The organism is Pseudotabrizicola sp. L79 (assembly GCF_036553525.1).
Classification (GTDB): Bacteria; Pseudomonadota; Alphaproteobacteria; order Rhodobacterales; family Rhodobacteraceae; genus Pseudotabrizicola.
The window spans coordinates 157,246-179,108 of record NZ_JAZHDA010000045.1; the positions used below are offsets into that span (position 1 = coordinate 157,246).

Annotated in this window: 18 protein-coding genes; 5 read left to right on the forward strand and 13 right to left on the reverse strand. The window is 62.0% G+C overall.

All coding sequences use genetic code 11. From position 1 onward, the window contains the following. Positions 1 to 59: 59 nt before the first annotated feature. The 9 genes from V3C85_RS06670 to V3C85_RS06710 all read right to left on the reverse strand — a co-directional run bounded on the left by V3C85_RS06670 (position 60) and on the right by V3C85_RS06710 (position 11,712). The gene (locus tag V3C85_RS06670; protein ID WP_331794312.1) at positions 60 to 2,135 is read right to left on the reverse strand and encodes an exonuclease domain-containing protein; all 2,076 of its coding nucleotides are present in this window, start codon (positions 2,133 to 2,135) and stop codon (positions 60 to 62) included. A gap of 18 nt (positions 2,136 to 2,153) precedes the next feature. Beyond that, positions 2,154 to 2,543 carry a response regulator transcription factor gene (locus tag V3C85_RS06675; protein ID WP_331794313.1) on the reverse strand — a complete coding sequence of 130 codons (390 nt, stop codon included), beginning with the start codon at positions 2,541 to 2,543 and terminating at the stop codon, positions 2,154 to 2,156. Positions 2,544 to 2,555: 12 nt separating this feature from the next. Beyond that, positions 2,556 to 3,077 carry a hypothetical protein gene (locus tag V3C85_RS06680; protein ID WP_331794314.1) on the reverse strand — a complete coding sequence of 174 codons (522 nt, stop codon included), beginning with the start codon at positions 3,075 to 3,077 and terminating at the stop codon, positions 2,556 to 2,558. Between the two features lie 9 nt (positions 3,078 to 3,086). Then, positions 3,087 to 4,913 carry a DUF294 nucleotidyltransferase-like domain-containing protein gene (locus tag V3C85_RS06685; RefSeq protein WP_331794315.1) on the reverse strand — a complete coding sequence of 609 codons (1,827 nt, stop codon included), beginning with the start codon at positions 4,911 to 4,913 and terminating at the stop codon, positions 3,087 to 3,089. Positions 4,914 to 4,974: 61 nt separating this feature from the next. Then, positions 4,975 to 6,717 carry a sodium:solute symporter family protein gene (locus tag V3C85_RS06690; RefSeq protein ID WP_331794316.1) on the reverse strand — a complete coding sequence of 581 codons (1,743 nt, stop codon included), beginning with the start codon at positions 6,715 to 6,717 and terminating at the stop codon, positions 4,975 to 4,977. Between the two features lie 15 nt (positions 6,718 to 6,732). Further along, positions 6,733 to 6,990 carry a DUF4212 domain-containing protein gene (locus tag V3C85_RS06695; RefSeq protein ID WP_331794317.1) on the reverse strand — a complete coding sequence of 86 codons (258 nt, stop codon included), beginning with the start codon at positions 6,988 to 6,990 and terminating at the stop codon, positions 6,733 to 6,735. A gap of 63 nt (positions 6,991 to 7,053) precedes the next feature. Next, on the reverse strand, positions 7,054 to 7,722 hold the full coding sequence (locus V3C85_RS06700; RefSeq protein ID WP_331794318.1) for an adenylate kinase: 669 nt from the start codon (positions 7,720 to 7,722) through the stop codon (positions 7,054 to 7,056). Positions 7,723 to 7,738: 16 nt separating this feature from the next. Beyond that, entirely contained in the window at positions 7,739 to 9,703 is a 1,965-nt protein-coding gene (gene acs, locus V3C85_RS06705; RefSeq protein WP_331794319.1) for an acetate--CoA ligase, read from the reverse strand. A gap of 368 nt (positions 9,704 to 10,071) precedes the next feature. Continuing rightward, positions 10,072 to 11,712 (reverse strand): SulP family inorganic anion transporter, encoded by a 1,641-nt coding sequence (locus V3C85_RS06710; protein WP_331794320.1) that lies wholly within the window; start codon positions 11,710 to 11,712, stop codon positions 10,072 to 10,074. 75 nt (positions 11,713 to 11,787) lie between these two features. Here V3C85_RS06710 and V3C85_RS06715 point away from each other — a divergent pair, with 75 nt between their 5' ends. Further along, a complete protein-coding gene (locus V3C85_RS06715; protein ID WP_331794321.1) occupies positions 11,788 to 12,279 on the forward strand; it encodes a pyridoxamine 5-phosphate oxidase in 492 nt (163 codons plus the stop codon). A gap of 33 nt (positions 12,280 to 12,312) precedes the next feature. Here the strand turns inward: V3C85_RS06715 and V3C85_RS06720 are convergent, their stop codons facing one another. The 4 genes from V3C85_RS06720 to V3C85_RS06735 all read right to left on the reverse strand — a co-directional run bounded on the left by V3C85_RS06720 (position 12,313) and on the right by V3C85_RS06735 (position 17,983). Next, positions 12,313 to 14,601 (reverse strand): glycosyl hydrolase family 28-related protein, encoded by a 2,289-nt coding sequence (locus V3C85_RS06720; RefSeq protein ID WP_331794322.1) that lies wholly within the window; start codon positions 14,599 to 14,601, stop codon positions 12,313 to 12,315. Positions 14,602 to 14,721: 120 nt separating this feature from the next. Then, entirely contained in the window at positions 14,722 to 15,861 is a 1,140-nt protein-coding gene (locus V3C85_RS06725) for a glycosyltransferase (protein ID WP_331794323.1), read from the reverse strand. A gap of 141 nt (positions 15,862 to 16,002) precedes the next feature. Beyond that, positions 16,003 to 17,649, reverse strand: a complete 1,647-nt coding sequence (gene groL, locus V3C85_RS06730; protein WP_331794324.1) for a chaperonin GroEL — start codon at positions 17,647 to 17,649, stop codon at positions 16,003 to 16,005. A 46-nt stretch (positions 17,650 to 17,695) separates the two neighbouring features. Beyond that, positions 17,696 to 17,983 (reverse strand): co-chaperone GroES, encoded by a 288-nt coding sequence (locus tag V3C85_RS06735; protein WP_331794325.1) that lies wholly within the window; start codon positions 17,981 to 17,983, stop codon positions 17,696 to 17,698. 237 nt (positions 17,984 to 18,220) lie between these two features. Between V3C85_RS06735 and V3C85_RS06740 the strand changes: the two genes are divergently transcribed. From V3C85_RS06740 to V3C85_RS06755, 4 genes are all read left to right on the forward strand, one after another. After that, on the forward strand, positions 18,221 to 19,231 hold the full coding sequence (locus V3C85_RS06740) for a TraB/GumN family protein (protein WP_331794326.1): 1,011 nt from the start codon (positions 18,221 to 18,223) through the stop codon (positions 19,229 to 19,231). A 57-nt stretch (positions 19,232 to 19,288) separates the two neighbouring features. Continuing rightward, positions 19,289 to 20,209 (forward strand): manganese-dependent inorganic pyrophosphatase, encoded by a 921-nt coding sequence (locus V3C85_RS06745; RefSeq protein WP_331794327.1) that lies wholly within the window; start codon positions 19,289 to 19,291, stop codon positions 20,207 to 20,209. A gap of 178 nt (positions 20,210 to 20,387) precedes the next feature. After that, entirely contained in the window at positions 20,388 to 21,263 is an 876-nt protein-coding gene (locus V3C85_RS06750; RefSeq protein WP_331794328.1) for a TIGR01459 family HAD-type hydrolase, read from the forward strand. A 129-nt stretch (positions 21,264 to 21,392) separates the two neighbouring features. Beyond that, entirely contained in the window at positions 21,393 to 21,836 is a 444-nt protein-coding gene (locus V3C85_RS06755; RefSeq protein WP_331794617.1) for a MaoC family dehydratase, read from the forward strand. Positions 21,837 to 21,863 lie beyond the last annotated feature (27 nt).

The window sequence follows — 21,863 nt, forward strand, 5'->3', positions numbered from 1 at the left end:
CCGCCTTCGGGCGGCTTTTGTGTTTTTGGGCCAATGGCTTGGCAGTTGCGTTGCGGCGGTCAGTTCAGGTCTTTCAGCAGGCGGCCATGGCGGCGCACTTCGCCCACAACCTCGCCAAAGGTCTGCAATCCCAGCCCTGCCAGCATCGGCATCAGCTTTAGAAAAGCATCCGCCGTGGCCACAGTGTCGCCAATGGCGGTGTGCCGCGCTTCCTCGGGAATGGTGATGCCCAGACGATGCGTCAGCGCGTCCAGCGAATGCACCTCATGCTGGCCATAGACCACCGCCGACAGCAGCACCGTATCCAGCACCGGATGATCGAAACGCAGGCCCAGCTTGGGTTCCAGCCGGCGCAGGAATTCCATGTCAAAGGGGGCGTTATGGGCAATCAGCACCGCGCCTTCGGCAAATTTGTGAAACCGCGCGGCCACCTCTTCGACAAATGGCGCATCCTGCACCATGGCTTCGGTGATTCCATGCACCTCGGTTGATGACAGGGGAATCGGGCGGCGTGGGTTCACCAGCGTGTCAAACACCTCGCCATCAACGCGGCGGCCATTCACGATTCGCACCGCGGCAATCTGCACGATCTCATCCCCCTGCGCGGGCAGCAGGCCCGTCGTTTCGGTGTCGAACACCACATAGGTCAGATCATCCAGCCGGGCGTCCTGCACCTTGGCGTTGCGCGCCTTGGAAAGCAGATCAAAATCATAGACCACGGCCCGGGCAATCGGTGCCGGGCGACGCACCACACGGCGCGCCTGCGGAATGGGCAGGCACAGGCAGTAACGGCCATCAGGCAACGTTTCGGGCCAGATTTCGGTGGCATGCATCGCCAGAACCGATCGGCGCGCCACATCCGACAGGCCAGGTTCCAGCGGCCGTTCCAGCCATTGGTCCAGCAATGCCATGGGCAGCGAGGCCCCTGCCCAGATCAGCCGGATCAGCCCGCCCGTGCCATCCTCTTGCACCTGCAAATCAAAGTCGCGCGCCAAACCCTGCTTGCCCATCTCTTCGGCCAGACCCGAGATCAGGGCAATGATTTCAAAGCCATTGCAGCGCAGCAACAGATCGGCGGCAGTGGTGGTGACGCCAAGGCCATCCGCCTCGATCCGGGCGCGCAGGCCCTCGAGCAGGTCGAAATCGCGGGTCATGGTCAGCGGCCAGCCATCATCGCGGCTTTCGTCATGGCGGCGCGACAATTCGGTAACTGCCTGCGCCAGCTGCAACACCTCTTCGCGCAAGGCCGTATCCAGCCGGCCCGGTGCGGCACTGCCCTCTGGAATCACCTCTATCAACGTCGCCAGATTGGCGGCCGGGCGGCGCACGCGGTCGAACACTTCGGCCAACAGCGCCTCGCGCCGCGCCTGCGATGCCATGTCAGCCGTCACATCGCGCAGCGTCAGCACATAGCCGGGAATGGCACCGTTATCGCCCCCCATCAGACGCATCCGCGCCGCCATCACCCGCGCCCCGTTGACGGTGGTGCACAACAGATCCGATGCCGCATCGGGATCGCCCGTGGCCATCAACCGTTCATGCGCCAATTGGATCGGCCCCTGCCGCAGATAGTCAAACACCTGCCGATCAAGCCCGGGTGCCGCAGATCCTGCACCGATCAGGTCAACGGCCTGCCCATTATAGAACGCCAGGGCATGATCGCCCGAACACAGCAGCACCCCCACCGGCACATCTGACAGCAGCGCCTCGAGCCGGGCTTTTTCGTCGGTCAGGCGCGTTGTTTCGCGCGCCACTGCCTCGGCCAGGGCATTGCGGGTTTCAGACAATGACGCCGCAGCCGCCGTGGCCGCAGGCGCAAGATCCCCCAGATAGCGCGCAATGGCTGCGTTCATTTCGCCCGTCACATCGGCATGGGCGCGCGCGCGCAAGGCACCTGCCAGAATGTCGATCGGCTTGGCCACGTTCACATCGAACAGATACCAGACCCAAGCCACCAGCCCCACGATGGCAAAGGCCGCAACCACGCCCCCTTGCACAAAGGCATCCAGCGTCTCGGGGCTGCCAAGGCGGCGATAGCCCAACGTCAGCCCCACCCCAAGCGCAATCAGCGCCCCCACGGCAAGGGCCGCAAAGAACAGAAAGATCCGAACGCGCAGCGACAGCCGGTTCAGCATGGGCTGTCCTCCCCCTTTTTACGATGCGGCGCCCAACAGACGGCGCACCTCTTGGCGCAATTCCTGCAATTCGAACGGCTTTGAGATGAAGCCGTCGGCCCCAAGCGCCAGCCCCTTGCGCCGCTCGATGGCCGAGCCGCGCGCTGTCATCATCAGGATCTTCACATCGGCAAGATCAGGGTCCAGCCGCACGCCCTGACAGATTTCATAGCCCGAGACCTCGGGCAGCATCACATCCAGCAACACAAGGTCCGGGTGGGTGGTGCGGATGCGATCCATGGCCTCGGCGCCATTGGCGATGCGGTCATGGTCATAGCCTTCGCGCGTCATCAGATAATCCAGCGCGATGGCGATATTGTCTTCGTCCTCGACCACAAGGACGCGCCGCTTGCGTGCCACCTCGGCCATGTCTTCCCCCCTTCAGCTTTTGCCGCAAACGATGGATTGATAGCCATCGTCAGCAGGCACTGTGATCCAGTCAGCCCCCTGCAAGTCACCTTCTGCTGTGATTTCCATGCCTTCAACGACGGGCACCTGCCGCTGGCCTGCGCAATCAAAGACGATCAGACCGTCGCGCACCGGTTGCCAGCGGGCAAAGGAATAGACCTTGGCCATGACCAGATCCGCCGCCTGCGGATGCGCCACGATGGCGCGTGTATCCACCGCCGCAAAGCGGGTGGTGAACGGAAAGGCAAAGGTCCAGGGCCGCAGCGGCGTTGGCTCATCCGCCTTCCAGGCGACGACCACACCTTCGGGCAGGCCGGTGCTGACGCGGTTGAACCAGTCATATTCCGACCAGACGGCAAAGGCCAAAAGCCCCGCCCCGGCAAAAACCGGCACGATCCAGCTGGGCAGCCGTTGGCCCGATATCTTGCGCAACCCCATGGCAATACCCGCCATTGCAATGGCAGCCACGATGGCAGCGATCAGTTCAAGGGCCATAGCCCCTCCTTATCCTTTGGCGCCGCGGGCCTGACCCACGGCAGATTGCATCGTCCGCACCACCACAAAGGCATCGCGCAGATGGCTGCGCTCAAAATCCGAGAGATCGGATGGTGCAAGGAAATTGTCGGGCTTGCGCCCCGAGCGCACCAGCCGCGCCTGATTTTCCAGACGGGTTTCGGCGATCAGGTCATAGGCCTCGATCAGATCACGCGCGCCCGATTGGCTGATGACCCCGGCATTTTCTGCCGCCAGCAGCCGCGCCCGTGTGTTGGCAGGCTCTAGCTGGCCCACCAATGCGTAAACGCGCCCCAGATCAACAATCGGCACCACACCGTTATGCTTCATGTCGATGTGGTTCTTGTGCTCGCCCGAGCGGATGGTGGCAAAGCCGCGCAAAAGGCCAAGCGGCGGCGTGTGCTTCAGGCTGTTGGCCACCATATGCGCCACGAAAATCGAATTGCGCGCCGCCATATCCAGCGTTTCGTGCTGCAAGGTCTTGAACAGGCTGGCCTGCCCGCCAATCGGGCGCAGGTCAAACATCACGCTGGCCAGCATCTGTGCCATCGGGTCAGGCTTGGCGATCCAGCCGCGGAAATAGTCATGCCACACCCGCACAGGCTGGCACCACCGCGGGTTGGTCGCCATCATGTCGCCCGGACAATAGACATAGCCGCAGGCGTCCAGCCCGTCGCAAACGATTTTCGCAAGCGCATGGAAATAGGCCATGTCGGCCTCGGTCACCGCGTCATCCAGCATCAGGCAGTTGTCCTGATCGCTGACACCGGTCTGCTCCTGCCGCCCCTGACTGCCGCAGGCCAGCCAAAGATAGGGCACAGGCGCGGGGCCAAGCTGCGCCTCGGCCATTGCCAGCAGCCGCCGGGTGACGGTGTCGGCAATATCCGTGATCAGCCGCGTGACCACCTCATGCGCGTTGTTGCCGCCCACCAGTTGCACCAGCAGCTTTGGAATCCGCGCGGTGACAGCCGCCAGATCGGCCACACTGTCGGCCATCGACGCATCGCGCACCAGTTGCGCCGAACTGACAGCCTGAAACCGGGTCAGGTCGGTCTGCGTCACCATGCCAACCAGACGGCCCGCCTCGACCACCGGCAAATGGCCGATGCGCCGCTCTAGCATGATGTGCAGAATGTCTGATCCAAGCGATTCAGGTGAAAGGCTGATCGGATCTGGGGTCATGATCTCAGACACCGGCCCGGCAGGGTCCAGCCCGCCGGCCAGCACCTTGTTGGTCATATCGCGCGTCGTGACGATGCCCACGAACCGCTCGCCCTCTAGCACACCCAAGGATGACACCCGCGCATCGCGCATCTTTTGCGCCGCGACGCGAATGCTGTCCCCGGCGGCCACAGCAATCGGCTTGCGCGAGGCCATAAGGTCGCTGACCTTTTGCACCGTCAGATCACCGGTCTTGTTCTCGGTGCCCCGGCCCCGGCTGAAAAACCGCTCGAACGCTGGCAGGGTCGAGACAAGGTGCCGGTATTCCGCCACGGGCAGCATCAGCAGAACGGAATCCTCGGTCACCCGCGCCGTCGTCACCGCCAGACCATCACGCGCCAGACCACGCTCGCCAAAGCTGTTGCGCGGCCCCAAAAGCGAGATCACCTGCCCCGAAGGCTCCATCACCTCGACCGAGCCGCGCTTGATCAGATACAGGCCCTTCAGCGGTTCGCCCGCGTGATAGACCTCTTCGCCCGACTGGTATTCCCTGCGGCTGAAGGAACCGGCGACCCGCGCCAGTTCGTCCTGCGGCAGAGTATCATAGGGATGAACGGTTTGCAGAAAGGCGATGACGGGTTCAAGCGAAGGGTTCATAGCCTTGATCCACATTCAAAAGGAAACGCGCCCCCGGACAACCGGGGACGCGTCAAAGGTGTTAGTGAGCCTGAGCCGAGCCCGAACCACGGGGGATACGGATCGATTCAACCAGCTCTTGGATCTCTTCCGGCGGCTCTTTGGTCATCGACGAGACGACATAGGCCACAGCGAAGTTCACCAAGGCACCAACCGCACCGAACGAGGTCGATTTGATCGACAGCAGCAGCGGGTCAGCGTCCGAGAACGATGCCGTGTCTGCCACGAAGAACCAGCCCTTGTGCAGGAAGATGTAGATGATGGTCACGATCAGACCGGCCAGCATCCCTGCCACGGCGCCTGCGTTGTTGATGCGCTTTGAGAAGATGCCCATCATCAGCGCCGGGAAGATCGACGATGCTGCCAGACCGAAGGCCAAGGCCACCGTCTGCGCCGCAAAGCCGGGCGGGTTCAGACCCAGATAGGTGGCAACCGCAATGGCCACACCCATCGAAATCCGCGCCGCCAGCAGTTCGCCCTTTTCCGAGATGCCAGGGTTAAGCTGGCCCTTGATCAGGTCATGCGACACAGCCGACGAAATCGCCATCAGCAGGCCCGCAGCCGTGGACAAAGCAGCCGCCAGACCACCCGCTGCCACAAGGGCAATCACCCAACCCGGCAGGTTGGCGATTTCGGGGTTGGCCAGAACCATGATGTCGTTGTTCACGGTCAGTTCGTTTGCGTCCTTGTCACCGTTATAGGTGATCGCGCCGTCGCCGTTCTTGTCTTCGAACGCCAGCAGGCCGGTCTTGGCCCAGTTGCGCACCCACTGCAGCTCTTCCTTGCTGTCGATGTCAGCAATCGAAACCGGGGCTTCGGCAACACCATTCGGGTAGAAGGTGTTGATCAGGTTCAGACGCGCCATGGCAGCCACGGCCGGGGCCGTCAGATACAGCAGCGCGATGAACACCAGTGCCCAGCCAGCCGACGAACGGGCGTCTTTCACCGTGGGAACGGTAAAGAAGCGCACGATAACGTGCGGCAGACCGGCGGTGCCGATCATCAGCGACACGGTGAACAGGAACATGTTCAGCGTGGTGTCCGACTGGGTCAGGTAGGATTTGAACCCAAGATCAGTCACAAGACCTTCCAGCGTGGTCAGCAGCGGCTGGCCCGAGGATTTGGCATCCGCAAACAGGCCAAGGGCCGGGATCGGGTTGCCGGTCAGTTGCAGCGAGATGAAGATCGCCGGAATGGTGTAGGCGATGATCAGAACGATATACTGCGCCACCTGCGTATAGGTGATGCCCTTCATGCCGCCAAGAACGGCATAGGCGAACACGATGGCTGCACCGATATACAGACCGGTCGAGGTTTCCACCTCAAGGAAGCGGGCGAATGCCACGCCAACGCCGGTCATCTGGCCGATCACATAGGTCACCGAAGCGATGATCAGGCAGATCACGGCCACGGTGCGGGCACCTTGGCTGTAGAAACGGTCACCGATGAATTCCGGCACGGTGAACTTGCCGAACTTGCGCAGATAGGGGGCCAACAGCATGGCAAGCAGCACATAGCCGCCCGTCCAGCCCATCAGATAGGCCGAGGTGTCATAGCCGCCAAAGGCGATGATACCAGCCATCGAGATGAACGAGGCCGCAGACATCCAGTCGGCGCCGGTTGCCATGCCGTTCATCACCGGGTGAACACCCTGGCCCGCGGCATAGAATTCCGCCGTCGAACCCGCACGGGCCCAGATGGCGATACCGATGTAGAGCGCGAAGGTCGCGCCAACAACGATAAGGTTAAGTGTAAACTGATCCATTATCCCTCGCCTTCCTTATTCTTCCACGCCGTATTCGGCGTCGAGTTTGTTCATCCGCCATGCATAGGCAAAAATCAGAACGATGAAGACGATGATCGACCCTTGCTGCGCGAACCAGAAGCCGAGGTCGGTGCCACCAACCCCAATGCCTGCCAGCATCGGACGCAGAAGGATGCCAAAGCCGTAAGAACAGACAAACCAGATCACCAGCGAGATGGTGATGATCCGGATGTTGGCTGCCCAGTAGGCGTTTGTCGAAGACTTGTCCGCCATAGTGCTACTCCCTGAGTTTTTCTCTCCACACCCACGCCCCCTCTGTGGGGGCGCAAGCCTCCCCTATGCCGCCACGCCCTTGACGATGGCCCCAAGCGCGCCGCGGATATCGGCGATGGCACCCATCGCATCAATCCGTTGCAGCACGCCCTTGCCCTCGTAATAGGCAATCAGCGGCGCCGTCTGCGCGTGATAGGCCTTCAGCCTTTCGCGCACAGTTTCGGCATTGTCGTCGGCCCGGCGCTTGAACGCTGTGCCGCCGCATTTGTCACAAGTTCCCGCCACAGCGGGTTTCTTGAATTCGTCATGATAGCCTTCGCCACAGGTGCCGCAGGTGTAGCGGCCCGAAACCCGGCCCACCATCGCCTCGTCATCGACATCCAGGCTGATCGCCGCAGTCACCTTTTGGCCTGCCGCGTGCAACAAGCCATCCAGCGCCTCGGCCTGACCTGCCGTGCGGGGAAAGCCGTCAAGGATGATGCCCTTGGCCACATCGGGCTGGGCCATCCGGTCCTTCAAGATCGCCAGAACGATCTCATCCGACACCAGCTGGCCCGCCTCCATCACCGCTTTGGCGCGCTGACCGGCATCTGTGCCTGCGGCCACGGCTGCGCGCAACAAATCACCAGTTGAAAGCTGAACCAGACCGAAATCTTCCTCCAGCATCCGGGCTTGGGTGCCCTTGCCGGCCCCCGGGGGGCCTAGCAAGATCAGAACGGCGGGTTTTGTCATCACATCAACCACCCGCTTAGCCCCGGTTCATCCGGTTTTCGATCAACTGATCGACCACCGATGGGTCTGCCAGTGTCGAGGTATCGCCAAGGCTGCCAAAATCATTCTCGGCAATCTTGCGCAGAATGCGGCGCATGATCTTGCCCGAACGGGTTTTGGGCAGGCCGGGTGCCCATTGGATCAGATCGGGCTTGGCAATCGGGCCAATCTCGGTCCGCACCCACGCCTCCAGCTCCTTGCGCAGTTCTGGCGTGGGCTCTACGCCGTTCATCAGCGTGACATAGGCATAAATGCCCTGCCCCTTGATGTCATGCGGATAGCCAACCACAGCGGCCTCGGCCACCTTTTCATGCGCCACCAACGCGCTTTCCACCTCGGCCGTGCCCATCCGGTGGCCCGAGACGTTGATCACGTCATCAACGCGGCCCGTGATCCAGTAATAGCCATCTTCATCGCGACGGCAGCCGTCACCGGTAAAGTAATAGCCGCGATACTGGCCGAAATAGGCTTCTTCGAACCGCTCATGATCGCCCCACAGGGTCCGCATCATGCCCGGCCAGGAATCCTTGATGCACAAAACGCCATCAGCCTTGGTTTCGGCCTGCACCTCGGCATTGGCCGGGTCCAGAATGATGGGCTGCACGCCAAAGAATGGCTTGGTGGCCGAGCCGGGCTTTTGCGGAATGGCGCCGGGCAGCGGGGTGATCAGGTGACCACCGGTTTCGGTCTGCCAGAACGTATCGACAATCGGGCAACGGCCCTTACCAACATGGGTGTTATACCAGTTCCAGGCCTCGGGGTTGATCGGCTCGCCCACCGAACCCAGCAGTTTCAGCGACGACAGGTCGTGCTTTTCCACCCACTCGGTCCCCAGCCCCATCAGCGACCGGATCGCGGTCGGCGCGGTGTAGAACTGGTTGACCTTGTGCTTGGCGCAGACTTCCCAGAACCGTCCGGCATCGGGATAGGTCGGCACACCTTCGAACATGATGGTGGTCGCGCCATTGGCCAGCGGCCCATAGAGGATATAGCTGTGCCCGGTCACCCAACCCACATCGGCGGTGCACCAGAAGACATCGCCATCTTGATAGTCAAAGGTGTATTGGTGCGTCATCGAGGCATAGACCAGATAACCACCCGACGTGTGCACAACCCCTTTCGGACGCCCGGTCGAACCCGACGTATACAGGATGAACAGCGGGTCTTCGGCGCCCACTTCAACATAGGGGCAATAGGGCTTGGCTTCGGCCATTTCGGCCTTCAGATCAATGTCGCGGCCCTGAACCCAGGTGATCTGATCGCCGGTATGCTTGACGACAAGGCATTTCACCTTTTCCGAGCAATCAAACAGCGCCTTGTCGGTGTTCGACTTCAGCGCCGTCTTGCGGCCCCCACGCGGCGCATAATCGGCCGTGATCACAACTTTGGCTTCCGAGTCATTGATCCGGTTTGCCAGGGCATCGGGCGAAAAGCCCGCGAACACCACCGAGTGAATCGCCCCGATCCGCGCACAGGCCAGCATTGCATAGGCGGCCTCGGGGATCATCGGCAGATACAGCACCACCCGGTCACCCTTGGTCACACCATGCGCTTTCAGCACATTGGCCATACGGCTGGTGTTCTCCAAAAGCTGGGCATAGGTGATGTGCTGCGCCGGGGTCTTTGGATCATCGGGCTCCCAGATGATCGCCGTCTGGTTCGCGCGGGTCAGCATGTGGCGGTCAATGCAATTGGCGCTGACGTTCAGCGCACCATCCTCAAACCACTTGATCGACACCTTGCCGAATTCAAAGGTCGAGTCCTTCACCTTGGTGTAGGGCTTGATCCAGTCGATGCGCTGCCCATGCTCTGCCCAGAACGCCGCCGGATCCGCCACCGAGGCCGCATACATCGCCTCATAGTCGGCCGCCTTGATATGCGCATTTGCGATGAATTCATCCGGGGCAGAATATGTCCCCTGCGCTGCACCTTGATCCGACATGCTTTCCTCCTTCATGGTGGGCAGGCCAATGCCCACATCCCATCTTTGCCGCGAAACCGCCCGCAAAGAGCTCTATCCCGTGATCAGTGTAACCTTTCGTCAATCATATGATAACCCCTTTTAGATATTCATTTTTTCTGTAAATTCATTGACTTTTACAGTGTCAATTTGTAAATCTCTTTTGCGCTGCCCAAATTTTGACAAGGTTTTTCAACGCTCTGCCCATCACAGAACAGTGAACGAACCGCCAATCCTGACCAAGCGGTCAAAGCGCGGCGTCGCATGCCGCAACGTCGCCACTTGCACAATGCGCGCTATCCTTGGGGTGGGGGCGATTTGCGGCGATCACAAACCGAATCACGGTTGCGCTAACGCAACGCCTCGGCAGAATCGACCGCCCGGGCATCAGAAACAAAGCGCACCAGCGGCTCTGTCGCCCCCTGTGCCAGCAGGCTTTGGCGCACGTCGGGGCGCACACCCATCAGGTAAAGCTGCCCGCCCTTGCGCGCCACCTTATGGGCCAACAGTTCAAACGACCGCGCCCCGGTGGAATCGATGAACGGCACATCCGAGAAATCGACAACAAAGGCGCGCGGATGATCGGCGATCCGGTCCAGCACCGACCCCAACCGCGCCGCCGCCCCGAAAAAGTAAGGCCCCCGCAACCGATAGGTCACCCGGTTCTGATCCGCCGCCACGTCGGGCGGAAAGGCATCTGCCTCGCCCGGCTCTACCTGGGCCGCATCAGACATGCGCCGGATGAACACCAAACCACCAAGGGCAAAGCCCACGATGATGCCTTCGGTCAGGTCACGGAAGACCACCAGCAAAAAGGTGACCAAAACCACCATCGCATCGCCCTTTGACGACCTGACCAGCGCCCAGAACTCCTCCTTTTCGGCCATGTTCCAGGCCACCACCGCCAGAACACCCCCAAGTGCCGCCAAGGGAATATAGGCCGCCAAGGGGGCGGCCAGCAGCATGAACCCCAGCACGAACAGCGCATGCAGCATCCCCGATACCGGCCCCCGGCTGCCCGCCCGCACATTCGTCGCCGTGCGCGCAATGGTGCCGGTCACACAAAACCCGCCAAACAGCGCCGATCCGATATTGGCCGCCCCTTGCGCGACAAGTTCGGCATTGCTGCGATGCTGCCGCCCGCTCATCCCATCGGCCACCACGGCCGACAACAGCGATTCAATCGCCCCCAGCAGCGTGAAACTGACCGCAAAGGGCAAAGCCGCCCAAATCGCCTCGGCCGTCAGAACCGGCAAGGCCGGCGCGGGCGGCAGGCGCGGCAGCGCGCCAAACTTGGTGCCAATCGTCGCAACCGGCAGGCCCAACCCGACAACAAGCCCAGAGACGACCACAACCGCGATCAGCATATTGGGCCAACCCGGCCGCAGCCGCTTGACGCCCACCACCAGCGCAATCGTGGCCAGGGCCACCGCCAGTGCGGCCCAGGTGACCGTGCCCCGCACCGACCACAGCGCCTCAACTTTGGCAACAATCTCACCCGGCTCTGGCCCTGACAGCGTCAGGCCAAACAGATCCTTGATCTGGCTGGTAAAAATGATCACCGCAATGCCTGCGGTAAAGCCCACTGTCACCGGATAGGGAATGAATTTGATATAGGTGCCCAATCGCAGCACCCCCACCGCAATCAGCATGAAACCCGACAAGAACGTGGCCAGGATCAACCCCTCGACGCCCGTCGCCATCACGCACGAAGCGACCAGCACGATGAACGCCCCCGCCGGCCCCCCGATCTGAAACCGGCTGCCGCCAAGGGCCGAAACCAGAAACCCGCCGATGATGGTGGTGTAAAGCCCGCGTTCAGGCCCAACCCCGCTGGCAATGGCAATCGCCATCGACAGGGGCAGCGCCACAATCGCCACCGTCAGGCCCGCCAGGACATCGGCCCGCAGATCATCCCAGCCATAACCTTCGCGCAAAACCGTGAACAGTTTGGGCAAGAACTCGGGCGGGCGGGCGCTTGTATCGGTCATTCCGGGGCCATAACCATGTCTCAGTCCAGAAGACGCCTCTGACCCGCCCGCTGTCAACACAGGAAACACCGGCTGATGAGCACCCGCCCCGATCCCGTCGCCCCCGCTGATGCGGCGGCCCGCGCCCTTGCGCATGATCTGATGGCCCTGCCCCATGCAGCTCTGGCCTATACCGATCCCGAAACCGGCACCCCCGGCATCAGCCGCATTGCCTTTGGCCGCGCGCCCACGGGCCAACCGATGACGCTGATCTCGGCGCTTGCGCCGCATTTCGCGGCCCTGCACGCCGCCCCCGCCTGCGCGCTGTTGCTGGGCGAGCCGGGCGCCAAGGGCGATCCGCTGACCCACCCGCGCCTGATGCTGCGTGCCACGGCCCAGTTCATCACCCCGGATGACCCCTGCCGCCCCGGCCTGCGCAGTCACTGGCTGCAAAACCACCCGAAATCCAAGCTCTATATCGACTTTGCCGATTTCGCGCTTGTCCTGTTCACCCCGACCGAGGCAGTGCTGAACGGCGGGTTTGGTCGGGCCTTCCGGCTGGGCCCGGCCGATCTGCAACCAAGGTGACGGCCCCCCAAAAACCGGGGGGCCACACCAGCCTCAGGTCGGGTTGTCGCAGCGGATCGTGGCCAACATCTTGCCGCGCACGGCACTGGGCCACCGGATCTGCACCTGCGTCGCCCCGGCCCCCGTTTCATTGACCACATAGGGCATCACATATTGCGCCTGCCCTTGGCTGTTCAGCACCGCCCCCTCTGCCACAAGCGACGTCGTGTTGCGGGCCCGCGCACCAAAGGGCATGAACGGCCCCGCCTCAATCGTCCAGGTATCCGCCACCGCGTTTTGCGTGTGCAAAATGGTCAGCGGGCTCATCGCAATCTGGCTGACGCCGTTAAAGGCGTTGGTGGCAAAGGTCACATTGCGGAACCGGCCGTAATCCAGCGTGCCATGGGTGGTATCCACCGCATCCACCCGATCCACCGACCCGTTGATCGTGCGAAAGGTGTTGTCCGAAATGCTGACGCCAAACAGGAAATGCCCCGCCCCTTTCGGCGCCACCACCAGCCAGCGGAAATAGGGGGCCATATCGCTGGCAAAAAAGTGGTTGCCCACCACCGACATCCCGGCAAAGCTGAACCCGCTGGTGAAATCGGGATAGGCGTCATGCTCATTCGACCATTCCAGCCAGCAATTATCGACATAATTGCCGCTAAAGGTCAGGCGTGGCGTGGTCTGGGTGATCACAAACCCGGCCCGCCGCACCCCTTGGGCGGCATTGTCGCCCTGAAACACATGGTTGCCAAAGATCAGGTGCCCGCCCCCATTGGCCACCATGAAATGCGCAAACCGCACCACCCGATTGTCGCGGATCTTGGCATCATTGGCATTGATGTTCAGACCAATCGACACCCGGTTCTGCGCCACCATGGCCTGCTCGTTCGACCAGAACTGGCAGGCATCCACGATCAGCCCCTGACAGCCCGATCCGATCGAGGTGATGGCCCGGTTCTTGGGCGCATTGAACACGCAATCAGAAAAGGTCAGCGTCAGCCCCACTTGCGGCAACATCACCGCACTGCACTGGCCGTTGCAGTTGAAATCCATCCGGTCCACTTCAAACCGGCTCAGATCGCTGAACCCCGAGAAATCCAGCAGATATTTATAGCGCTCAAAGGTCAGCGTCCGTGTGCCCTCGCCACCCCAGATCGGCTGGCTCAGCGTCAGCGTGCCCGCCCCCACATTCTTGTCGCGCACATAAACCTCGCGGCCCACCCCGGTGCCGCTGACCCGCGCCCCCACCGGAACCGAGGCGACATTGACCACATTCGACAACCGCGTGGGGCTGCTGGGGGTATAGCTGGCGGTCGAGGTGACAACCACCGTATCCCATCCGGGGCCAGCCACGGCATTCAACTGCCCATTGGTCAGAAACCGGCGCTGCGCAAAGGTTGTCAGCCCGCAGATCGCGGCCACATCCAGGGGCTCGGTCAGATCTACCCGGCGGTCCGACAGATCCAGCGCCACATGGTCGGTGAAATAGAACAGCGCCTGCAAGGCCTTCTTGAACCCCAGCAATTCGCTGCCAAAGGCACTGGTATAGCTGTCCAGATCATAGTTGCGCATCAGCACGAATCGCACCGCATCGGGCTGCACGATGGTGCCCTGAAACCGGATCGGGTTCTCGATCGACAGGTTTCCCGCAATGCGATAGGTGCCCGCAGGCACCGTGATCGTGCGCCCCTGCGCGGCGGCATCGGCGGCATCAAAGGCGGCGGTGTCATCGGTCACACCATCGCCCCGCGCCCCAAAGTCGCGCACATCCACCGCATCAAAAATATCGCGCAGATAGACTCCGGTCACATCTTCGATCACCAGATCGTCGATCCGCACCACACCGCCATTCGGCCCGGTCAGATCCAACCCGATATGGCCATAAACCGCCGTCGCGCCCCACGCCATCGCCACACCACCGCGCAGGCCCGCACCGATGATCGCCGTCACCTCGACCACCTGGCCATATTGCGTCAACTGCACCGAAGGCCCGGCCTGCACCACCCCCGGCACATTGGTGCCGTTCGACCGCCCGGCCCAGCCTGCGATGCGAACCGCAGGCAGCGCGCCCGACAGGCATTTCACCCGCGCCGTCACCCGCAGATACAGGCCCGGCATCATCGGAATCTGCTGAAAACAGCGCAGCTTTTGCGTCGTCTGGGTCTTTTGCAGCTCCAGCGCGCCGCCGAAATCCTGATCCGCCGGAACAAAGGCCGCATTCGCCTGCCCGGCATAAGATCCCTGCCCCGGCAGCCCGTCTTCGCGCGACCACAGCGCCAGCCCCGCCTCAAATGCCGGCGGCATCAGCACCAGCCCGTCGGTAATCGCCTTGTTCATATCCTTAACCCTCGCTTGGCCAGATCGGTCACAGGGCCCGACACCGGCCCTTTGCAAGGGGCAGAGGTATCAATGAAATCTTAACGCCGGCTCAGGGCACCGTGCGCCGCCCCCCCCCGCCTACAGCTTTTGCTGCATCCGGCGGGTAAACTCGGTCTCAAAATCATGGCGGCGGGCAAAATCCAGCGCCCGGCTGGCATGGCTGGCCACCTCGGCCCGCGCCCCGGCCAGCCGCGCGATGTCGCGCGCCATCAGCGCCACCCGGCCCATGGGCACCACCCAACCCGCCCCGCAATCGGCCTGCATCGCGGCCCACATGGCATTGTCATAGCCGATCACCGGCACCCCACACCCCATGCTTTCCAGATAGGTGCACGACGGATCAGACTGGCGGTGACAGCTCAGGAACAGATCCGCATTGGCCCGCATCCACGGCACCAGACCCGTCTCGAAATCCACCGGATCATGCAGCCGCACGGCCCCGCCAAAGGCGGCCAGCCCGGCCCGGATGCCCTCGGCCAGACTGCCCGCCCCGAAAATATCCAGCGTGAACGGCACCCCCGCCGCCTGCAAGGCCCGCGCCACCGGCAGCAGGTCCTGCGCGCCCTTCATCGGCTCTAACCGCCCCGAATGAACCAGCCGCAATGGCCCGGCATAGCCCGCACGCGCCGCCATCTCGACAGGCGTGGCCATCATATCGGCCCGCATCCGGCCATCCAGATACAGCATCGTCGCCGCATTCAGCCCACGATAGGCCGCAAAGGCCGGATAGCCATTGGCCTGCACCGCCGTCGCGCGCCGAAAAGCCCGCCGCCGCCGCAGCTCCATCCGCACATTCCACAGCATCGACCACAGCTTGCGCGGCCAACTCAGGCCGCGGTCCAGCGCCACGATCTTCAGCCGCGTGCCAATCGTATATTCCACCGAATACACCACCGGCACCTGCCCCGCCCCCGCCAGATCCAACGCCTCTACCATATCGGCCGAGGCGAAAATGCGATCAAACCGCTGCAGCAACGCCGGATCAATCGGCTCGCCGGGCGACAGGATCACCACCTCAAATCCCAGATCGCCGCGCGCATATGCGGCGCCAAAGGGAATGGGCGCCCCATGATCCCACATGACCACGGCAATCGGGCCCTGCGACAACCGGCAATGCAGCCGCATGCCTTCAACGAATTTCACATCCAGCCGCAGCCGACCATCGGCCAACCGGGCCACCGGGGCGGGCACTATCATCAACATGCGCTGCACAGACATTTCCACTCCACCGGGCCAAGCCCAAAATGACGCCTTCGCCGCGTCACCGCAAACACTTTGCGCCAGAACAAAAAAGGGCGGCCCCAAAGGACCGCCCCCTGTCTGCATCGGCAGACGGATGATTGCATCATGCAAGCATGATTACATCATGCCGTCCATGCCGCCCATGCCGCCCATGCCGCCGCCAGCGCCAGCAGCGCCTTCTTTGGCCGGCTTGTCAGCGATCATGGCTTCGGTGGTGATCAGCAGCGACGCAACCGAGGCTGCATCTTCCAGCGCCGTCCGCACAACCTTGGCCGGGTCGATCACGCCGAACTTGAACATGTCGCCATATTCTTCGGTCTGCGCGTTAAAGCCAAAGGTCTTGTCGGTCGACTCGCGCACCTTGCCAGCCACAACCGAACCGTCAACGCCAGCGTTCTGGGCGATCTGGCGCAGCGGGGCTTCCAGGGCCTTGCGGACGATGTTGATGCCGTTGGTCTGGTCCGAGTTCGCGCCGGTCAGGCCTTCCAGAACCTTGCCAGCCTGGATCAGGGCCACACCACCGCCAACAACGATGCCTTCCTGCACGGCCGCACGGGTCGCGTTCAGGGCGTCATCAACGCGGTCCTTGCGCTCTTTCACTTCGACTTCGGTCATGCCGCCAACCTTGATCACGGCAACACCGCCAGCCAGCTTGGCCACGCGCTCTTGCAGCTTCTCACGGTCATAGTCGCTGGTGGTTTCTTCGATCTGGGCGCGGATCTGGGCCACACGGGCTTCGATCTCGGCCTTTTCGCCGCCGCCATCAACGATGGTGGTGGTGTCTTTGTTGATCGAGACTTTCTTGGCGCGGCCCAGCATTTCCAGGGTCACGTTTTCCAGCTTCATGCCCAGATCTTCGCTGATCACCTGACCACCGGTCAGAATGGCGATGTCTTGCAGCATGGCCTTGCGGCGATCACCAAAGCCCGGGGCTTTGACAGCAGCGATCTTCAGACCGCCGCGCAGCTTGTTGACGACCAGCGTGGCCAAAGCCTCGCCTTCCACGTCTTCGGCCACGATGATCAGCGGCTTTTGCGACTGGATCACCGATTCCAGCAGCGGAACCATCGGCTGCAGCGACGACAGCTTCTTCTCGTGCAGCAGGATATAGGCGTCTTCCAGATCGGCGATCATCTTGTCAGCATTGGTGACAAAATAGGGCGACAGATAGCCACGGTCGAACTGCATGCCTTCGACGACGGTGGTTTCGGTCTCCAGACCCTTGTTTTCTTCGACGGTGATCACACCCTCGTTGCCAACCTTCTGCATCGCATCGGCGATCTGACGACCGATTTCAGCTTCGCCATTGGCCGAGATGGTGCCGACCTGCGCCACTTCGGCCGAGTCGTTGACCGGACGGGCAGCAGCCTTGATCGCTTCGACAACCTTGGCCGTGGCCAGATCGATGCCGCGCTTCAGATCCATCGGGTTCATGCCAGCGGCAACCGACTTCAGGCCTTCCTTGATGATGGCCTGGGCCAGCACGGTGGCGGTGGTGGTGCCGTCGCCAGCTTCGTCATTGGTGCGGGAAGCAACTTCCTTCACCATCTGCGCGCCCATGTTCTCGAACTTGTCCGACAGCTCGATCTCTTTGGCAACCGACACACCGTCCTTGGTGATGCGCGGGGCACCGAACGATTTTTCGATCACAACATTGCGGCCTTTCGGGCCCAGCGTCACCTTGACGGCATCGGCCAGAACATTGACGCCACGCAGCATACGGTCGCGGGCATCGGTATCAAAACGAACGTCTTTAGCACCCATAGTGCAGACTCCTCAAATTTCGATTTCAGACAGAAGAAAGCTCAGCTCAGGCGATGATGCCGAGGATGTCGCTTTCTTTCATGATCAGCAGTTCTTCGCCGGCAACGGTCACTTCAGTGCCCGACCACTTGCCAAACAGAACACGGTCGCCAGCCTTCACCGACGGTGCGATCAGCTCGCCCGAGTCCTTGCGGGCGCCTTCGCCCACCGAGACGACTTCGCCCTCAGCGGGCTTTTCCTTGGCGGTATCGGGGATGATCAGGCCGCCCTTGGTCTTGTCTTCGCTTTGAATGCGGCGAACCAAAACACGGTCATGCAGCGGTTTGAATGCCATCTGAGAACACTCCCTAGGTTCCAGGTTGATACTTTTAGCACTCATTCACACTGAGTGCTAACGACGCCTGAAGTAGGCAAGCCGCAGCCCTGTGTCAACACCCCCCACCCAAGAAAAAAGCTCGCCTTTCGTCAAATTCGGCCAACCCCCCGCAATTTCACCCCCCATGCAACGGCACGCCTTTTCATCCGGGCCATCCAATGCCACCTTGGTGGCCTAACCGTCAGAAAGCCCCCCATGCGCGCTGCTCTTTTCGCCCTGTTCCTGCTTGCCTCTGCCACCGTCGCCGCTGCCGAGTGTCAGGGCAAGAACCTGATCGACCAGATGCCCGCCGCCGACCGGCAGGCCCTTCATGACAGTGCCGATGCCGCGCCCTATGCCTCGGGCAATTTCTTTACCGCCACCAAAGAGGACCAGACCATCACCCTGATCGGCACCTACCACCTTGGCGATCCGCGCCATCAGGCCACGATGGATGCCATCACCCCCCTGATCGACGCCGCCACCACAGTGCTGGTCGAGGCCGGGCCCGAAGAAGAACGCGCCCTGATCGACCATCTGGCGAAAAACCCCGCGCTGATGGTGCTGACCGACACCACCCTGCCCGAATTGCTGCCCGCCGCCGATTGGGCGCAACTTTCCGACGCCATGGCCCTGCGCGGCATTCCGGGCTTTATGGCAGCCAAGTTTCAGCCCTGGTATATCTCGATGATGCTGGCGACCCCGCCGTGCAGCCTGACATCGGGCGAACTGACCCAAGGGCTTGATGCCCGCATCATCGACCGCGCCCAGACCCGCGGCATCCCGCTGCGCGCGCTGGAACCCTTTGACACCGTGTTCGCCATCTTTGATCAACTGCCGATGGCCGATCAGATCGACATGATCCGCTACAGCCTTGGCATGGAAGATCGTGTCGAGGATTTCTCGACCACCATCGCCGACAGCTATTTCGCCGGCGACCCCCGGTTGATCTGGGAATTGATGCGCCACGAATCGCTGCGCACGCCGGGGGCCGATCCGGCCGCGGTGCAGGCCGATATGGCGCTGATGGAACAGGCCATGATGATCGGCCGCAATCAGGCCTGGATTCCCGTGATCACCGCCGCTGCCGCCGATGGCCCCACCCTTGCCGCCTTTGGCGCGTTGCACCTGTCGGGCGATCAGGGGGTGGTCAACCTTCTGGCCCGGCAGGGCTGGACGATCACCCCCCTGCCTCTTGCGCCCATAAGCAGCAGCCCAACCCCGTGACAAAGCGGGCCTCAGCCCCTATACCGGCGTAAAATGCTGCATTTGCACAGGTGACACATGACCACGCTTGTTTTCGGCCACAAATCCCCCGACACCGATTCCACCGGCTCGCCCATCATCTGGGCGTGGTATCTGAACGCCGTCAAAGGCACCAAGGCCGAGGCCGTTCTGCTGGGCGAACCCAACACCGAAGCCGCCTTTGTGATCAAGCGGTGGGATTGCCCCAAGCCGCGCATCGTGGCCGACATCGCCGATGGCACCAAGGCCGTGATCGTTGACACCAACAACCCCGCCGAACTGCCCGCCAATGTGAACGCGCTGGATGTGACCGCCATCATCGACCACCACAAGCTGGTGGGCGGTCTGGAAACCAAAGGCCCGATCGACATCACGATCCGCCCGCTGGCCTGCACCGCCACCATCCTGCACGATCTGATGGGGGCCGATGCCACGCAGATGCCCGACTGGGTCAAGGGCCTGATGCTGTCGTGCATCCTGTCTGACACGCTGGAATTCCGCAGCCCCACCACCACCGCCCATGACCGCGCCGTGGCCGAGAAACTGGCCACCGATCTGGGCATCAGCATCCCCGCCTATGCCGCCGAGCTGTTCGAGGCGAAATCCGACGTCGGGGCCTTTACCGATGCCGAACTCTTGCGCATGGATTCCAAGGAATACACCGTCGCGGGCAAGGATCTGCGCGTCAGCGTTCTGGAAACCACCGCCCCCAAGCTGATCCTTGATCGCAAAGACAGCCTGATGACCGCGATGGCCGGCGTCGCGCTGGAAGATGGCGCAGATCAGGTCTTGCTGTTCGTCGTCGATATTCTGCGCGAAGAGGCCACGCTTCTGGTGCCCAACGATCTGGTCAAGCAGATCGCCGAGGCCAGCTTTGGCTGCACCGTCACCGGCGACACCGTGGTGCTGCCCGGCGTCATGAGCCGCAAGAAACAGATCATCCCGGCATTGAAACTCTGATCGCTCTTGCGCGTTAGGCTTTGGGGGCCGGGGGGCAACCTCCGGCCCTTTCCATTTGCCCCGCCCCAAACCGGGGGCTAAACCCGCATCAAGGCCCGTGATACGGCTGTGACCACAGATGTGGCACGGATAAACCACGGATCGACCACGCCAAAACCACGCCCCGAAAGGCCGCCCCATGACCCGGATCATCAGCTCTCTTTCCGACATCGCCAGCCAATATGATGCGTTGTTCTGCGATCTCTGGGGCTGTCTGCACAATGGCGTGGCCCCCTTTCCCGCGGCTGTCGCGGCCCTGCAATCCTTTCGCGCCACGGGGGGCAAGGTGATCTTGCTGACCAATGCACCGCGCCCAAAATCAAGCGTTGTCAAACAGTTGCAGAAAATGGGCCTGCCGCGCGACACCTGGGATGATGTCGCCACCTCGGGCGATGCGGCGCAATTTGCCATGCTGATGGGCGCGGTCGGCCAGCAGGTGCACCACATCGGCGCGCCCAAGGATGAACCCTTCTTTACCGATTTCGAAGACGATATCGCCCATCTGGTTCAAGATGCGAACATCACCCGCGTTCCACTGGATCAAGCCCAAGGCATCGTCTGCACCGGGCTTGCCGACGACCTGACGGAAACGCCCGCCGATTATCGGGCCAAACTATTGATGGCAAAGGCAAAAGGCTTGAAATTCCTCTGCGCCAATCCTGACATCGTCGTTGATATGGGCGACAAACGGCTGTGGTGCGCCGGGGCCTTGGCGCAAGATTACGAACAGATGGGCGGCGAGTCGCTCTATTACGGCAAGCCGCACCCCCCGGTCTATGATCTGGCCCGCCGCCGCCTGGGGCTGGACGAGGCCCGCATCCTGTGCGTGGGCGACGGCATCGCCACCGATGTGCAGGGCGGCGTGGCCGAGGGGCTGGACACGCTGTTTATCACCGGCGGCATTGCAGCCAATCACTTCGGGCCGGATTCTAACAATCCAAACAAGGACTTACTAGAGGAATGGCTGTCCAGCCACCAGCTTTCGCCGACGTGGTCAATCGGCCATCTGCGCTGAAGACAACCGCTGCGGTTGTAACATTATTGCGCCTTTCGTCGCAGTTTTGCAAAATACTTGCGCAGCGGAATTGCGCCGCGATGCAGCATTTGCTAGGGTCAGCCCATCCAAAGTACAGGATTCGGGATGATGTTGGACAATATGCCCCGCGGAACGATCTGCATCGAAGATCTGGAAATCGGCATGTCACGCCACCTGACAAAGGTGGTGACGGACCGTGATATCGAACTTTTTGCCGAGGTTTCGACCGACCGCAACCCGGTCCACCTTGACGATTCCTATGCACAAGACACGATTTTTGAGGGCCGCATCGCCCATGGCATGCTGACCGCCGGGTTGATTTCGGCGGTGATCGGCGAACAACTTCCTGGCCATGGCACTGTTTATCTTGGACAAAATCTAAAGTTCATGGCCCCCGTCCGCCCCGGCGATACCGTCCGGGCCGAGGTGACGGTGCTGGCGATCGACCATGCAAAACGGCGGGTAACCCTTGAAACCCTCGCTTCGGTGGGTAAAACACTGGTATTGAAGGGTGAGGCCATCGTGCTGGCACCCAGCCGCAAGTTCGACTGACGGGGCCACCGCCCCAGACCCGGGGTA

What these genes read in the sequence shown, in the direction of transcription:
- V3C85_RS06670 (WP_331794312.1), bottom strand. Translation starts at nt 2,135, where the DNA reads ATGCTGAACCGGCTGTCGCTGCGCGTTCGGATCTTTCTGTTCTTTGCG.
- V3C85_RS06675 (WP_331794313.1), bottom strand. Translation starts at nt 2,543, where the DNA reads ATGGCCGAGGTGGCACGCAAGCGGCGCGTCCTTGTGGTCGAGGACGAA.
- V3C85_RS06680 (WP_331794314.1), bottom strand. Translation starts at nt 3,077, where the DNA reads ATGGCCCTTGAACTGATCGCTGCCATCGTGGCTGCCATTGCAATGGCG.
- V3C85_RS06685 (WP_331794315.1), bottom strand. Translation starts at nt 4,913, where the DNA reads ATGAACCCTTCGCTTGAACCCGTCATCGCCTTTCTGCAAACCGTTCAT.
- V3C85_RS06690 (WP_331794316.1), bottom strand. Translation starts at nt 6,717, where the DNA reads ATGGATCAGTTTACACTTAACCTTATCGTTGTTGGCGCGACCTTCGCG.
- V3C85_RS06695 (WP_331794317.1), bottom strand. Translation starts at nt 6,990, where the DNA reads ATGGCGGACAAGTCTTCGACAAACGCCTACTGGGCAGCCAACATCCGG.
- V3C85_RS06700 (WP_331794318.1), bottom strand. Translation starts at nt 7,722, where the DNA reads ATGACAAAACCCGCCGTTCTGATCTTGCTAGGCCCCCCGGGGGCCGGC.
- acs (WP_331794319.1), bottom strand. Translation starts at nt 9,703, where the DNA reads ATGTCGGATCAAGGTGCAGCGCAGGGGACATATTCTGCCCCGGATGAA.
- V3C85_RS06710 (WP_331794320.1), bottom strand. Translation starts at nt 11,712, where the DNA reads ATGACCGATACAAGCGCCCGCCCGCCCGAGTTCTTGCCCAAACTGTTC.
- V3C85_RS06715 (WP_331794321.1), top strand. Translation starts at nt 11,788, where the DNA reads ATGAGCACCCGCCCCGATCCCGTCGCCCCCGCTGATGCGGCGGCCCGC.
- V3C85_RS06720 (WP_331794322.1), bottom strand. Translation starts at nt 14,601, where the DNA reads ATGAACAAGGCGATTACCGACGGGCTGGTGCTGATGCCGCCGGCATTT.
- V3C85_RS06725 (WP_331794323.1), bottom strand. Translation starts at nt 15,861, where the DNA reads ATGTCTGTGCAGCGCATGTTGATGATAGTGCCCGCCCCGGTGGCCCGG.
- groL (WP_331794324.1), bottom strand. Translation starts at nt 17,649, where the DNA reads ATGGGTGCTAAAGACGTTCGTTTTGATACCGATGCCCGCGACCGTATG.
- V3C85_RS06735 (WP_331794325.1), bottom strand. Translation starts at nt 17,983, where the DNA reads ATGGCATTCAAACCGCTGCATGACCGTGTTTTGGTTCGCCGCATTCAA.
- V3C85_RS06740 (WP_331794326.1), top strand. Translation starts at nt 18,221, where the DNA reads ATGCGCGCTGCTCTTTTCGCCCTGTTCCTGCTTGCCTCTGCCACCGTC.
- V3C85_RS06745 (WP_331794327.1), top strand. Translation starts at nt 19,289, where the DNA reads ATGACCACGCTTGTTTTCGGCCACAAATCCCCCGACACCGATTCCACC.
- V3C85_RS06750 (WP_331794328.1), top strand. Translation starts at nt 20,388, where the DNA reads ATGACCCGGATCATCAGCTCTCTTTCCGACATCGCCAGCCAATATGAT.
- V3C85_RS06755 (WP_331794617.1), top strand. Translation starts at nt 21,393, where the DNA reads ATGTTGGACAATATGCCCCGCGGAACGATCTGCATCGAAGATCTGGAA.